Source organism: Pseudotabrizicola sp. (assembly GCF_030656345.1).
Classification (GTDB): Bacteria; Pseudomonadota; Alphaproteobacteria; order Rhodobacterales; family Rhodobacteraceae; genus Pseudotabrizicola.
Genome location: NZ_JAUSNR010000019.1, coordinates 116,054 through 130,218, shown reverse-complemented (window position 1 = coordinate 130,218; position 14,165 = coordinate 116,054). Strand labels below are relative to the sequence as shown.

Here is a 14,165-nt window from a genome sequence, read left to right as displayed (position 1 = left end):
TCTTGCGTGCTGGGTTACTGGATCAGTCCGGCTTCGCGGTAATAGCGTTCTGCCCCCGGATGCAGCGGCACCGGCATGCCGTCAAGCGCGGTTTCCAGGCTGATCGCCGTTGCCGCCTGATGCGCGGCTGCAAGTGCTGGCAGGTTCTCGAACAGCAGTTTGGTCATCAGATAGGCGGTTTCATCGTCCACACCATCATGGGTCAGGAAGAAGTTGCCGACGGCAAGGGTCGGGATATCTTCGGTCTGGCCCTCATAAGTGCCGGCCGGAATCATCGCCGAAAGATAGGGCGCGCCCAGCGTTTCAGCCACCTCTGGCGGGACCGATACGATGGTGGTCGAAACCGATGTCGCCAGATCCTTCAAAGACGACACGCCAAGCCCCGCCGATTGCAGCGTGGCGTCCAGCTGACGGTTCTTCATCAGCTCGACCGATTCCGCGAAGGGCAGGTATTCGGTCTTGCTCAGATCGGCATAGCTCATCCCCAAGGCGTCAAGGATGGCGCGGGCGTTCAGCTCTGTGCCCGACTTTGCAGCACCCACCGACAACGATTTTCCTTTAAGGTCGGTGACGGTCACGATGCCGCTGCCCGCACTTGCCGCGATCTGGATATAGTTCGGATAGGCCGCAGCAATGCCGCGCAACTTGTCCAGTGGCGCGTTGAAGCCTGCATCGGCGTCGCCTTCCCAGGCCAGTTTCACTGAATCCCCCAGAGCGATGGCAAACTCGCCCTTGCCCTGCTGCAGCAGGTTCAGGTTTTCCACGCTGGCCTTGGTGGCCTGCACCTGCGTGCGTGCGCCTTCGATCCCGTCGGCATAGATTTTCGACAGACCCACACCGATCGGATAATACACCCCCGACGTGCCGCCGGTCAGGATGTTGATGAACTGCTCGGCCTGTGCCGACATCGGCACCACAGTCAGCGCCGTGCAGGCGACAAGCGCGCGGAACCCGCGCGTCATGGAAATGGTCATATGATCCTCCTTAGATCCGGCAGGTCAAGCCTGCCCCTCCTCACCCCGGCTCCTCAGCGGGATGGTTCACCTTGGCGTAACATTGCCGCAGGGCGAAAGGGGCTTTGATCGCCGGGATTGCAGGTTTGTGGCAATCAATCGCCTGCACCGGCGTGGAAATCTGCCAGGTCGGCCGGATTGCGCCCCTGCGTCAGGGTGCCCCGGGCCAAAGGCTTTCCTTGCGCGGCATGTTCTGTCAATGTTCCGGGTGTCCCGCTTTCACCGAGAGTCTGCAACGCCGATGTGCAACCTGTATTCCCAGACCAAAAGCCAGGATGCCATGCGCCATGTCTTCGATGACATGCTGCAAGGGGATGAGGCGGTTGAGGATGCCACAGGCAACCTGCCGCCGCTGGCCGGAATCTATCCTGACTACGCCGCGCCGATCTTGCGGCATCGGGGGGGCGGCGGCTGGCACCTCGCAATGGCGCGCTGGGGCATGCCCACGCCGCAGGTGTTTCTGGCAGGCAAGCGCACCGATCCGGGGGTAACCAATATCCGCAACACCGCCTCGCCGCACTGGCGGCGCTGGCTGGCCCCGGCAAATCGGTGCCTCGTGCCCTTCACCAGCTTTTCCGAGATTGACAGCCGGCCGGGCGCACCCCGCAACCATCCGGTCTGGTTCGCCCTTGGCCCGGATCGTCCGCTGGGGTTTTTCGCCGGGATCCGCACCGAATGGACGTCGGTGCGCAAACTGAAAGAGGGGGAGGTGACGGCAGAGCTGTTCGCCTTCCTCACCTGCGACCCCAATGCCGAGGTAAAGCCGGTGCACCCCAAAGCCATGCCTGTCATTCTGACCACGCCCGAAGAGTGCCGGCTCTGGCTAACGGCCCCTGCGGCCCAAGCGCTGACCCTGCAACGGCCCTTGCCCGGTGGCATGCTGCGCATCGTGGCCGAAGGGGGCCGCGAAGATGCGGCCTGAACCTGCCCCCGCCGACCCCTTCGATCTGCGCACCGCCCGCGTGCATGAGGCCGAAGGCCGGGGCCGCCGGGCCTTTGCCCTGTTGCAGGCGGTGCGGCACCCGGGGCCGCTGGTCTGGATCCTGCCCAGCCATGTGCCAGAGGTGCCAATGTTGCGCGGCCTGCCGCAGGGGATGGGCGAACGGCTGTACCTGCTGCGCCCGGTGGGTGAGGCTGATCTTTTGTGGTGTATGGAGGAAGCGCTGCGCGCCGCCCCGGTCAGTCTGGTCATCGCCGAGCCGGAAAAACCGCTGTCCCTGACAGCAGGCCGCCGGTTGCAACTGGCGGCGGAGACGGGTCGTACCACTGGGTTGATGCTGATCCGTCAGGATGCGGGAAGCCCGGCGACCGAGACCCGCTGGCAGTGCGAAGCTGTTGCTGGTCCGGTTGCGGACTCGACTCTTCACGAATGGAGTCTTAAAAAGAACAAAAGAGGAACAATTGGAGATTGGGTTGTAAACTGGGATGGCACGACGGCTGCTTTCACTCTGCTTCCCAAAGCTGGCGAGCGACGTCAGCCTGCGGAACCGGCCTGTTGAAGGGCCGTTTGCCTTGACCCATCGGTCAGGCAATGCCGATCACCTGCATTGCCTGAACCGCGCGGCAGACCAGCTCGGGCTGCATCGCGGCATGCCGCTGGCCGATGCCCGCGCGATCTGCCCCGATCTGTCCACCCGCCCCGCCGATCTGGCGCGCGAGGTGGCGGCGCTGGCCAGCCTGCGCCGCTGGGCCAGCCGCTATGCGCCGATGGTCGCCAGTGATGGCACTGATGGGCTGATGGCCGACATTACCGGCGTCGCGCATCTGTTCGGCGGCGAGGCAGAGCTGCGCGCCGATCTGCACGCGCGGCTGGACCGTGCCGGGCTGTCGGCCAGCAGCGCCATTGCGGGCACGCGCGGGGCCGCGCATGCGCTGGCACGCCATGGCGGCGGGATCATTGCCGAGGACGCGCTGGGGCAGGGCCTTGGCCGCCTGCCGGTGTCCGCCCTGCGCATCGACCACGCCACGGCTGAGGCGCTGGCGCGGGTGGGTCTGGCCCGGATTGCCGATCTGGCCCATCTGCCGCGCGCGCCGCTGGCCCGCCGCTTCGGGGCGGGGCTGGTGCTGCGGCTGGATCAGGCGCTTGGCCTGCAGACAGAGCCGGTGGCGGCAGAACCAGAACCACCGCATTTCGGGGTGCGGATGACCCTGCCGGAACCGATCGGCCTGCAATCGGATGTGATGGCAGGTCTCGCGCGCCTGCTGGACCGGCTCTGTGCCACGCTGGCGCTGCATCACCACGGCGCGCGCCGTCTGCGGCTGGAGTTGCGCCGGGTCGATCATGGCACGGTGCAGGTCGAGATCGGTCTGGCCCGCGCCATGCGTGATCCCCTGCGCATGGCGGCTCTGTTCGCCAAAGGTGTGGATGAGGTCGACGCAGGCTTTGGCATCGACGCGATGCGCCTTTCGGCCCCGATCACCGAGCCGATGCCGCCCGAACAGATCGGCAGCGGCCCCGCCCTGCGGTTCGAGGATGCGCTGGCCGATCTGGTCTCCCGCCTTGGCAACCGCATCGGGTTTGACCGGGTGCTCCGAATGCAGCCCGCCGAGAGCAAGATCCCCGAGCGCAGTTTTCAGCTGGTCGCTGGGGCATGGTCGGAACCCGTGGCCGCTCCGCCCCGGCAAGGCCCCGCCCGCCCGGTTACGCTGTTTCCACCCGAACCCGTCAGCCATGCCTCGGGCCATCCGCCTGCGCAGTTCCGCTGGCGGCGGATGCAATTCACCACCCTGCGCGCGCATGGCCCCGAACGGATCACCCCGGAATGGTGGTTCGACGATCCGGCATGGCGCACGGGCATGCGCGACTACTGGCGGATCGAGACCCTCGAGGGACCGCGCCTGTGGCTGTTCCACACCCCACAAGCCCCGGACTGGCCCGCGCCTGCGGGGGTACAAAACTGGCCCGTGCCCGCAGGGGCACAAAATTGGTGCGTGCAGGGGGAATTTGCCTGATGCCGCCCTTTCATCTTGATCCAAATACTCTGGGGGGTCCGGGGGGCGAAGCCCCCCTGCGCTTAACAAAAAACGGGCGGGGCAAAGCCCCCCCATCTGTTACGGAGGACTCAAGAGACAACTCTCCCCCGCCCTACGCCGAACTCTGCGTCACCTCCAATTTCACCTTCCTGACCGGGGCCTCGCACCCCGAGGAGCTGGTCACGCGCGCGGCAGAGCTTGGCCTGTCCGCCATCGCCATCACCGATCGCAATTCGGTGGCGGGCGTCGTGCGGGCGTTTTCGGCGCTGAAAGAACTGACGCGGCAGCGCGAAGAGGCGCAAACAACCGATCAGGCCGCGCAGGACGGGCCGAGCATCCGCTCGCAGCAGGTGACCGATCACTCCAGCCGCCAGACCGTGCCGCATTTCAGCGGGGTCACCGCCGCCCCGGTTCTGCCCGATACGCCTTTGCCCCGGCTGATCCCCGGCGCGCGGCTGGTGTTGACCGACTCAAGCGTCGAATGGCTGGCCCTGCCGACCGATGTCGCGGCATGGTCGCGGCTGACCCGGCTGCTGTCTCTGGGCAAACGCCGCGCGGCCAAGGGCGACTGCCACCTGCAACGCGCTGATTTGCTGGACTGGGGCGCAGGTCTGATCCTGATCGCTCTGCCGCCTGACCTGATGGAGGCGGATGCACGCCAAGTCTCCGCCACCCGTGCCGACATGGCCCGCATTGCAAAGGCCTTTCCCGGCCAGTGCTTTCTGGGTGCCGCACCGCATTATGATGGCCGCGACCAGCCCCGGCTGGACCGGCTGGCCAGCCTCGCCCAAGGCACAGCGCTGCCCATGGTGGCGGTCGGCAATGTGCTGATGCACCGCGCCGCGCGCCGCCCGCTGGCCGATGTGCTGACCTGCCTGCGCATTGGCTGCACCATCGACACCATCGGCCAGCACCGCCTGACCAACGGTGAGCACCGGCTGAAGTCAGGAGCCGAGATGGCGCGGTTGTTTCACCGCTATCCCGGCGCGATCCGCCGCACCGTCGAGATTGCCAATGCCTGTGCGTTCCGGCTGGATGAACTGCGGTATCAGTATCCTGATGAGGCGCAGGATGGCGAACCCGCACAGGCAAGGCTGGAGCGGTTGACCCGAAACGGGTTGATCTGGCGCTATCCCGACGGGGCCTCACCCAAGATCATCGCCCGCGTCGACAAGGAACTCGCCCTGATCCGCGACGTGGAGTATGCGCCCTATTTCCTGACCGTGCATGACATCGTGGCCTTCGCCCGCTCGCGCGGCATCCTCTGCCAGGGGCGCGGATCGGCGGCCAATTCGGTGGTGTGTTATCTTCTGGGCATCACCGAGGTGCCGCCTGAATCCATCACCCTGATCTTTGAACGGTTCATCTCGAAGGAACGCGGCGAGCCGCCGGATATCGACGTGGATTTCGAACACGAACGCCGCGAAGAGGTGATCCAGTGGATCTATGAGCGCTATGGCCGTGAACGCGCCGGTCTGACCGCCACGGTGATCCATTTCCGCTCACGCGCCGCCATCCGCGAGGTCGGCAAGGTCATGGGCCTGAGCCAGGATGTGGTTGCCCGCCTGTCCGGCCAGATCTGGGGCTGGTCCTCCTCCGCCCCCGGTCAGGACCGGATGCGCGATGCGGGGCTGGACCCGACCGACCGGCGCATGATGCTGACCACCCAGCTGATTGCCGAGATCATCGGCTTCCCGCGCCACCTGTCGCAGCATGTCGGCGGCTTTGTCATCACCCATGGCCGCCTCGATGAACTTTGCCCGATTGAGAATGCCGCGATGGAGGACCGCACCATCATCGAATGGGACAAGGATGACATCGATGCGCTGGGGCTGCTGAAGGTCGATATTCTGGCGCTCGGCATGCTGACCTGCATCCGCAAGTCTTTCAAACTGCTGGAGGATCATCGCGCGATCAGGATGGATCTGGCCACCCTGAAGCCCGATCACGGACAAGAACCCCGCACCAGCCCCGACAGTGTTCAGCGTGAACAGGTCTATGACATGCTGTGCCGCGCCGATGCCATCGGGGTGTTTCAGGTCGAAAGCCGGGCGCAGATGAACTTCCTGCCCAAGATGCAGCCCCGGCAGTCTTACGATCTGGTCTGCGAGGTTGCCATCGTCCGCCCTGGCCCGATTCAGGGCGGCATGGTGAACCCGTTCATCCGTCGCCGCATGGGGCTGGAACCTGTCGAAGACCTTGGCCCTGCGATGATGGAGGTGCTGGGCCGCACCTACGGCGTGCCGCTGTTTCAGGAACAGGCGATGCAGATCGCTGTCGTGGCGGCGGGGTTCACCCCGTCCGAGGCCGACCGCCTGCGCCGGAGCCTCGCCACCTTCAAACGCATGGGCACAATCGGCTCCTTCCGCGACCGCTTTGTCTCCGGCATGCTGGAACGCGGCTATGACGCAGATTTCGCCGCGCGCTGTTTCGCGCAGATCGAAGGTTTTGGCAGCTACGGTTTCCCGGAAAGCCATGCAGCCAGCTTTGCTCGGCTGGTCTATATCTCCGCCTGGCTCAAGTGCCATCATCAGGCGGTGTTTACCTGCGCGCTCTTGAATAGCCAGCCGATGGGCTTTTACGCCCCCGCCCAGCTGGTGCGCGATGCGCGCGACTGCGGGGTCGAAGTGCGACAGGTCTCGGTCAATCACTCAGAGTGGGATTGCACGCTGGAACACCGCGCCGATGGCGCATTGGCTCTGCGGTTGGGGTTTCGCCAGATCAAGGGCCTGCGAGAAGAAGATGCGAACTGGATCGTCGCCGCCCGTGGCAACGGTTATCCCGATGTCGAAAGCCTGTGGCGCCGGGCGGGTGTGCAACCCGATACGCTGGAACGGCTGGCCGAAGGAGATGCCTTCGCCGCCCTCGGCCTGACCCGCCATGATGCGCTTTGGGCCGCCAAGGCGTTGCGCGCGCCCACGCCCTTGCCGCTGTTTGGGCCGGATGGTGAAGGGGGCGTGGAACCGACAGTCACCCTGCCGCGCATGACCCTGGGCCAAGAGGTGATCGAGGATTACCTGTCGCTGCGCCTTTCCTTACGCGCCCACCCGATGGAACTCTTGCGCCCGCGTCTGCCGGAAAGCCTGCCCAATGATCGTTTGGCGCAGGCCAAAGGCCGTGTCACCGTCACCGGCCTTGTCATCACCCGCCAACGCCCCGGCACCGCCTCCGGCGTGATCTTCCTGACGCTGGAGGATGAGACCGGCACCGCCAATATCGTGGTCTGGAAAAAGGTCTACGAGACTTTTCGTAAGGCGGTGATCGCGGGGCGACTTGTGCAGGTACGTGGGCGGATCGAACGCGACGGCCCGGTGATCCACCTGATTGCCGAACATGTCGAAGATGTCTCGCCGCTGCTGGCAACCCTTGGCCGCCCCGTGATGATCCCGTCCAACGACGGGCGGGCGGATGAGACGAAACGCCCCGTCATGGGCCGCAGCCAATCCAGCGCCCGCCACCCGCGCGAACAGGCCAGAAAGCTGTTCCCCAGTCGGGATTTTCACTAAAGGCAAAGGTCTCTGCGCAACCAAAGCCGACACCCCGCTTGCTTGCGAAACTGGGCGCGCCTCAGCTTACAGCCGCCCGTGCGGTCAGGCGGGAGGTGCCAAAGCCCTCGATCCGTGCCGTGATGATCTGCCCTTCGGGTTGGTCAGATGAAACGTCAACCTCGGTAAACTGCTCTGTCCGGCCCATGCTGGGGCTTTCCATCAGCACGCGGTGAGTGCTGCCCGTCTGCGCCGACAGATGCCGCAACAGCGCCGCCGCGCCTTTTACGCGCAGTTGTGCGGCGCGGGCCTTGATATCCGGCCCTTTCAGTTGCGGCATCCGGGCGGCGGGCGTGCCCTTGCGCGGGCTGAACGGAAAGACGTGCAGGAACGTCAGCCCGCAGTCATCCACCAGCTTCAGGCTGTTTTCGAACATGGTTTCCGTCTCGGTCGGGAAGCCTGCGATGATATCGGCCCCGAAGACCATGTCGGGCCGCAACCGGCGCGCGTCTTCGCAAAACCGGATCGCATCGTCGCGCAGATGGCGGCGCTTCATCCGTTTCAGGATCATGTCATCGCCCGCCTGCAAGGACAGGTGCAGATGCGGCATCAGACGGGGTTCAGTGGCGATGGCCAGCATCAGATTGTCATCCGCCTCGATCGAATCAATCGACGAGATGCGCAGACGCGGCAGATCCGGCACCAGCCGCAGGATGCGCATCACCAGATCGCCCAGACGCGGTTCGCCCGGCAGATCCGCGCCCCATGACGTAAGGTCGACCCCGGTCAGCACCACCTCGTTAAAGCCCTTGTCCACAAGCCGCTTGATCTGCTCGATCACCACGCCCGCAGGCACCGACCGCGAATTGCCGCGGCCGTAGGGGATGATGCAGAAGGTGCAGCGATGGTCACAGCCGTTCTGCACCTGAACATAGGCGCGGTGGCGGCCAAAGCCGTCGATCAGGTGGCCTGCGGTTTCGCGTACCGACATGATGTCATCGACCTGCACCCGTTCGGTCTGGCCGATGAAATCGGGGCCAGCGATGCCTTGCCACGTTTCGGCCTGCATCTTTTCGGTGTTGCCGATCACCCGCGTCACCTCGGCCATCGCGGCAAAGGTTTCGGGTTCGGTCTGCGCGGCGCAGCCGGTGACGATCACCGCAGCGCCCGGATTTTCGCGCGACAGGCGGCGGATTTCCTGCTTGGCCTTGCGCACAGCCTCGGCGGTGACTGCGCAAGTGTTGACGATCACCGCGCCCTGCAAGCCAGCCGCTTCGGCCAGTTCCTTCATCGCCTCGGACTCGTAGGCGTTCAGGCGGCAGCCCAGTGTGGCGAAGATCGGCGCGGTCATCGATGGGCCGCCAGAAAGGCGGGCGTCAGCCAGCCGTCAAACACATGCGCCACCGGGCCGGTCATCCAGACGCCATCGCTCCGCCAGTCCACCTCCAGCACGCCGCCATCAAGGTCCAGCACAACGCGCCGCCCGGTCAGGCCGCGCAGATGCGCCGCAACGGCGGTAGCACAGGCCCCCGACCCGCAGGCCAGCGTGATGCCGGTCCCCCGCTCCCACACCCGCATGCGCAGATGGTCGGGGGCGATGAGGCTGGCAAATTCGACATTGCTGCGCTGGGGAAAGATCGGGTCATGTTCATAGCGCGGCCCGAGGCCCGTCAGATCCACCGCTTCGGCGTCTTCGACAAACAACACGCAATGCGGGTTGCCCATCCCCACCGCCACCGGATCGCCGGGCAGGGGCAGGTGCAGCAGATCAACCTCATGCGCCAGCGGCACCGATTGCCAGTCCAGCTGCGGCACCCCCATGTTCACCGATACCCGGCCATCGGCCAGCCGCACGGCAGACAACCCGCCGCGTGCAGTGATCAGCGACACCGCATCCTGCCCCAACCCACGCATCACGTAATCTGACACGCAGCGCGTGGCATTGCCGCAAGCTTCGGCGCGGGTGCCGTCGCCGTTCCAGAAGTCCAGCGTAAACGCGGCATCAGCGGTGCCGTCCCTGATCTCGGCCAGCTGATCAAAGCCCACGCCCCGGTTGCGATCCCCCAGCGCCCGCGCCAGCGCAGGCGTTACCACCGCGCTCTCGCGCCCGCGCGAGTCGATCACCACGAAGTCATTGCCGGCACCGTGCATTTTCATGAAGGGCAGGCCGTTTGGCTGGGTCACTTGGTCCATCCGCGGGCATATACGCCCGATCCGGCACATTTGCCAGAGGCCTGCATCTTTTGCCCTTGACCCCATCGGCCTCTGACCGTAATCAGCGCCCCAGTCGTGGGCCGGTAGCTCAGTTGGTAGAGCAGCTGACTTTTAATCAGCGGGTCACAGGTTCGAATCCTGTCCGGCTCACCACGATTCCAAAAACCCGGGCCCTGGCCCGGGTTTTTTGATTCTTGTCCCGGGTGCACCCAAGAAAAAACCCGCCGTTTCCGGCGGGTTATGGGTCAGAGTTCCAGCAGACGGTCGCCAGAGGCATCCTTGATCCGCGTCGGCAGGCCGATCTGGTTCAGCAGCGTGATGAACGGGGCAGGGTCCATGTCTTCGACATTCGCCATGCCGCCCACATCCCATGTGCCATCGGCAATCAGCAGTGCGGCAGCCACGGGGGGTACGCCAGCGGTGTAGCTGATGCCCTGAGACCCGACCTCGTTATAGGCATCCTTGTGGTCGGCCACGTTGTAGATCAGCACTTCGACCGGCTTGCCATCCTTGGTGCCCTTCACAAAGTCACCGATGCAGGTCTTGCCGGTATAGTCGGGCGCAAGGCTGGCCGGGTCGGGCAGCACGGCCTTGACCACCTTGAGCGGAATAACCTCCAGCCCTTCGGCGGTGGTCACTGGCTGTTCCGACAGCAGGCCAAGGTTTTTCAGCACGGTAAAGACGTTGATGTAATGGTCGCCAAAGCCCATCCAGAACCGCACATCGGCTTGGCGGTAGCGCGCCGACAGCGAATGCACCTCATCATGGCCGGTCAGATAGGCCTTTTGTTCGCCCACCACCGGCATGTCGAAGGTCCGGCCAACCTCGAACATGGTGTTTGTCTGCCATGCCCCGTTCTGCCAGGAATACACCGTGCCGGTGAATTCACGGAAGTTGATTTCCGGGTCGAAGTTGGTGGAAAACCATTTGCCATGCGACCCGGCGTTGATATCCACGATGTCGATGGACTCGATCGTATCCATCAACCCTTCGGCCACACGGGCATAGGCATTCACCACGCCGGGATCGAACCCGACGCCCAGAATGGCGGTCACGCCCGCTGCTTTGCAAGCCTCGCGCCGTTTCCATTCGTAATTGCCATACCACGGCGGCGCTTCACAGATCTGCGCGGGGTCTTCGTGGATCGCGGTGTCCATATAGGCCACACCGGCCTGAATGCAGGCATCCAGCACCGTCATGTTCACGAAGGGGGAGCCGACGTTGATCACGATCTGACAGCCCGTGCCCTTGATCAGCGCAACGACCGCCGCAGTATCCATCGCATCCAGCGCATGGGCCTGAAACATACCCGGCACCTTCATCGCGCCCTTGGCATGCACAGTCTCAATAATCGCTTCGGCCTTGGCCACAGTGCGGCTGGCGATATGTAGATCGCCAAGGCGATCATTATGCTGCGCGGCCTTGTGCGCCACCACCTGGGCCACACCGCCCGCGCCGATGATCAGAACATTCCGTTTCACTTCGAACCGTCTCCTTTAAGGACAGAGGGAAGGCCGCAACCTTGATTACCCAAGGTTGCCTTCAAAATCGGCATAGCCGAACTCACGTGCGACGGTCATCGAGCCGTCCAGTTCCTTGATGACGATGCCCGGCATCTTCACCCCGTTGAACCAGTTTTTCTTGACCATCGTATAGCCTGCCGCGTCGGCAATGCTCAGCCGGTCGCCGACCTGCAGGGGCGCAGGGAAGTTGAATTCCCCGAACACATCGCCGGCAAGGCAGGATTTGCCGCAGATTTGGACCGGGTGATCGCCATCCGTCTCGATCTTCCCGGAAATGCGGTAGATCAGCAGGTCAAGCATATGCGCCTCGACCGAGGAATCGACGACCGCCAGATCCTTGCCGTTGTTCAGCACGTCCAGCACCGTCACCTCTAGGCTGGCGGCCCCGGTGATCGCAGCCTCGCCCGGCTCAAGGTAAACCTGCACGCCGAAGCGTTCAGAAAATGCTTTCAGACGTGCGGCGAGTTTGGCCACCGGATAGCCATCCCCGGTGAAATGGATGCCGCCGCCAAGGCTCACCCATTTCAGACGTGACAGCAGCGTGCCGAATTCATCCTCGATCCGGGTCAGCTGGCTGTCGAACAGATCGAAATCGTCATTCTCGCAATTGTAATGGATCATGAAGCCGGAAATCCGATCCATTACCCGCTCGATCCGGCTGGCATCCCATTCGCCCAGACGGCTGAACGGGCGGGCCGGGTCAGCCAGATCGAACCCGCTGGTGGAAAAGCGCGGGTTCAGGCGCAGGCCACGGTTGATGCTGGCCGACTGGTTGTCGAACCGTTCCAGCTGACCGATGGAATTGAAGATGATCTTGTCGGCATAGCCCACCGCTTCGGCAATTTCATGGTCGGCCCAGGCCACCGAATAGGCATGTGTCTCTTTGCCGAACCGTTCCCGGCCCAGCTTCAGCTCGTACAGGCTTGACGATGTGGTGCCGTCCATATGCTGCCGCATCTGGCCAAACACCCCCCAGGTGGCAAAACACTTCAGCGCCAGCAGGGTTTTCGCCCCCGACGCCGCGCGCAAATCGTCCATGATGGCCATGTTGCGCGCAAGTTTGCTGCGGTCGATCAGGTAAAATGGCGTCTGGATCATCGCATCCCCCTCAGGGCGGCCTAAAGGACAAGAGGGGCGCTATGTAGAACCCCCCACCCCTCTATGCAAGCCCTGTGACGGGAGGGTGACAGTCAGACCATGCGGATCACGTCTTTGCCCACTGCCAGAACATAGCCGCGCCGGGCGATGGTCTTGACCAGAAGCTCGCTGACCAGCTGATTGCCCAAGGTGTCGCGCAGGCGTTTCACCCGTGTGGCCCCGGCGGCTTCGTCGCAATCCACCTCATTGCGGCCCGAGATCACCGATTCGATCTGCGCCCCGGTCAGCACTTCATCATCCATCCGCGCCTCGGCCAGCACCGACAGGGTTTCCAGCGCGGCCTCGGTCAGGGCGAATTCCATATCGTTGATATAGACCGCCCGGCCTTCGCGGCTGATCATCAGGCTGGCCACCTGAATGCCCGACCGCTGGATCGCGGAAATCCGGCGGTTCAGGGCAATGATCATCACCAGAAACACCAGCGCCGCCACCAGAAGCGCGGTGGAGAACACCAGCAGCACGAAGATCACCATGCGGTAGCTTTGCAGCACCTCGGAAAACGAGGTGCCGCTTTGCGCCAGAATCTCCAGCAGTTTGATCTCGGCATTGGTGGTCAGATTGTCGTTATCGACAAACAACCGTTCGACCCGCGCGTTGAACGCGTTGGCATCCGGCAGGCTGAGGAACAAGAACAGCGCCGCCCCGAACAGGATCAGCACAATGCCTGCGATGCCAAAGCTGACAACCCGGTTGCCCGCTTTGAGACTCTCAGTAACGGAGGTAGAACTCTCCTGCACTCGCTTGCCTTTCGCCAAGGCCCTCGGGGCCGAATGTTGCCAACACGTTCAACAACGTCCAGCCCGCCGATGCAAGCCGGGGCTTCAACTCGCCTTGTGCCGCGCCCGGCGAACAATTGCCGTCGCTGACTTGCGCCACACCATAGTGCAGGCGCAAGGGGTTATCCTGCTTGGCCTTGTAATCTGCGTAGCATTCCGCCGACGCAGGCCCGGCAAACGCCAGGGCAAGGCTGGCCGCGAAGATCATGGAACGGGATGTCATAGCTGTCTCCTGCACGGGGGCTCTGGCCTTCTGCTCCCTGCACAGTTGCGCGTCTTACCTGCGATATTCAATATCAACCACGGTCAATAAGGGCTGATGGCGGATGTTATCGCATAGCAGCCCGCCGATATTGCCTGTCTGACGCGGCGCGCGGCACCGTCCGGGTACCCGATCTGGTGCGATGGTCGCACCGGGCAGAGTGCACGCTTTACAGACAGGAGGCTTTTCATGTTCGCCGCATCTTCCGCCCTATCACCTGCCACCATGTCATCCTATATGCCGCGCCCGACACCACAGCCCCTGCGGCGGGTCTTCGCTGCGCTGCTAACCGCCGCCACCGTGCTGGCCCTGCTGGTCGCCAGCGCCCTGCCCGCCCGCGCCGCCCGTCAGGGTGACGCCCTGGGTAAGGCTGTTGTAGCAACGCTCGTCGCCGCGCCTTCCGTCGACAAGGGCCGTATAACCCCGAACCCGGCCCAACCACTGGTAGAGGTGCGCAGCCCGCGTGTGCCGGCAGTCTGTGCCTTGCGGATTTCTGGCACGCGCCGCGATGTCACCGTCTACCCCGAACGCTGCCTGCGCCGCGAGGGCTTTGATTACCGCCTGCCGCGCCAATGCGCCTATCAGGCGCGGGTCTTCGGTCGGCCTGACCGGGTCTATGCTCAGGACTGCCTGCGCAATGCCGGCTTCAGCGTTGATCATGGCCGGGGACCCAGCCGCGGAGATCGCGGTTTTGGCCGCGACCACGGGCGTGGGTTTGACAACGGCTATGGCCGTCCGCGTCACTCTTACTGATCTTGCGT

12 protein-coding genes and 1 tRNA gene are annotated in these 14,165 nt (G+C 64.1%); 6 read left to right on the top strand and 7 right to left on the bottom strand.

Annotation, left to right across the window (positions count from 1 at the left end):
* Positions 1 to 14: 14 nt before the first annotated feature.
* Positions 15 to 974: a TAXI family TRAP transporter solute-binding subunit gene (locus Q7J44_RS10920; protein WP_304879764.1), complete on the bottom strand. Its 960-nt coding sequence runs from the start codon at positions 972 to 974 to the stop codon at positions 15 to 17.
* Between the two features lie 238 nt (positions 975 to 1,212).
* Between Q7J44_RS10920 and Q7J44_RS10915 the strand changes: the two genes are divergently transcribed.
* Genes Q7J44_RS10915 through Q7J44_RS10900 form a run of 4 tightly spaced genes read left to right on the top strand, consistent with a single transcriptional unit; the run spans position 1,213 to position 7,492 of the window.
* Positions 1,213 to 1,935, top strand: coding sequence for an SOS response-associated peptidase (locus Q7J44_RS10915; protein WP_370692998.1), 723 nt, complete (start codon positions 1,213 to 1,215; stop codon positions 1,933 to 1,935).
* Positions 1,925 to 2,512, top strand: a complete 588-nt coding sequence (locus tag Q7J44_RS10910; RefSeq protein ID WP_304879762.1) for an ImuA family protein — start codon at positions 1,925 to 1,927, stop codon at positions 2,510 to 2,512. Before Q7J44_RS10915 ends, Q7J44_RS10910 begins: the two co-directional genes overlap by 11 nt.
* Positions 2,513 to 2,525: 13 nt before the next feature.
* The gene (locus Q7J44_RS10905; protein WP_370692997.1) at positions 2,526 to 3,965 is read left to right on the top strand and encodes a DNA polymerase Y family protein; all 1,440 of its coding nucleotides are present in this window, start codon (positions 2,526 to 2,528) and stop codon (positions 3,963 to 3,965) included.
* The gene (locus Q7J44_RS10900) at positions 3,965 to 7,492 is read left to right on the top strand and encodes an error-prone DNA polymerase (protein ID WP_304879759.1); all 3,528 of its coding nucleotides are present in this window, start codon (positions 3,965 to 3,967) and stop codon (positions 7,490 to 7,492) included. The genes Q7J44_RS10905 and Q7J44_RS10900 overlap by 1 nt, the downstream gene beginning before the upstream one ends.
* 61 nt (positions 7,493 to 7,553) lie before the next feature.
* Here Q7J44_RS10900 and mtaB read toward each other — a convergent pair whose 3' ends face one another.
* Together mtaB and dapF are read right to left on the bottom strand one after the other, a co-directional pair.
* A complete protein-coding gene (gene mtaB, locus Q7J44_RS10895) occupies positions 7,554 to 8,822 on the bottom strand; it encodes a tRNA (N(6)-L-threonylcarbamoyladenosine(37)-C(2))-methylthiotransferase MtaB (protein ID WP_304879757.1) in 1,269 nt (422 codons plus the stop codon).
* Positions 8,819 to 9,664: a diaminopimelate epimerase gene (gene dapF / locus Q7J44_RS10890; protein ID WP_304879755.1), complete on the bottom strand. Its 846-nt coding sequence runs from the start codon at positions 9,662 to 9,664 to the stop codon at positions 8,819 to 8,821. Before dapF ends, mtaB begins: the two co-directional genes overlap by 4 nt.
* A gap of 98 nt (positions 9,665 to 9,762) precedes the next feature.
* On the opposite strand from dapF, the gene Q7J44_RS10885 reads away from it, so the two are divergent.
* Positions 9,763 to 9,838 (top strand) — tRNA-Lys (locus tag Q7J44_RS10885).
* 92 nt (positions 9,839 to 9,930) lie between these two features.
* On the opposite strand, the gene Q7J44_RS10880 is transcribed toward Q7J44_RS10885, so the two are convergent.
* The 4 genes from Q7J44_RS10880 to Q7J44_RS10865 all read right to left on the bottom strand — a co-directional run bounded on the left by Q7J44_RS10880 (position 9,931) and on the right by Q7J44_RS10865 (position 13,365).
* Positions 9,931 to 11,166 (bottom strand): saccharopine dehydrogenase family protein, encoded by a 1,236-nt coding sequence (locus Q7J44_RS10880; protein WP_304879753.1) that lies wholly within the window; start codon positions 11,164 to 11,166, stop codon positions 9,931 to 9,933.
* A 45-nt stretch (positions 11,167 to 11,211) separates the two neighbouring features.
* Positions 11,212 to 12,306, bottom strand: a complete 1,095-nt coding sequence (locus tag Q7J44_RS10875; protein WP_304879751.1) for a carboxynorspermidine decarboxylase — start codon at positions 12,304 to 12,306, stop codon at positions 11,212 to 11,214.
* A gap of 92 nt (positions 12,307 to 12,398) precedes the next feature.
* On the bottom strand, positions 12,399 to 13,103 hold the full coding sequence (locus Q7J44_RS10870) for a hypothetical protein (protein WP_304879750.1): 705 nt from the start codon (positions 13,101 to 13,103) through the stop codon (positions 12,399 to 12,401).
* Positions 13,075 to 13,365, bottom strand: coding sequence for a hypothetical protein (locus tag Q7J44_RS10865; protein ID WP_304879748.1), 291 nt, complete (start codon positions 13,363 to 13,365; stop codon positions 13,075 to 13,077). Before Q7J44_RS10865 ends, Q7J44_RS10870 begins: the two co-directional genes overlap by 29 nt.
* Positions 13,366 to 13,593: 228 nt before the next feature.
* On the opposite strand from Q7J44_RS10865, the gene Q7J44_RS10860 reads away from it, so the two are divergent.
* Positions 13,594 to 14,157 (top strand): hypothetical protein, encoded by a 564-nt coding sequence (locus Q7J44_RS10860; RefSeq protein ID WP_304879745.1) that lies wholly within the window; start codon positions 13,594 to 13,596, stop codon positions 14,155 to 14,157.
* Positions 14,158 to 14,165: the final 8 nt, after the last annotated feature.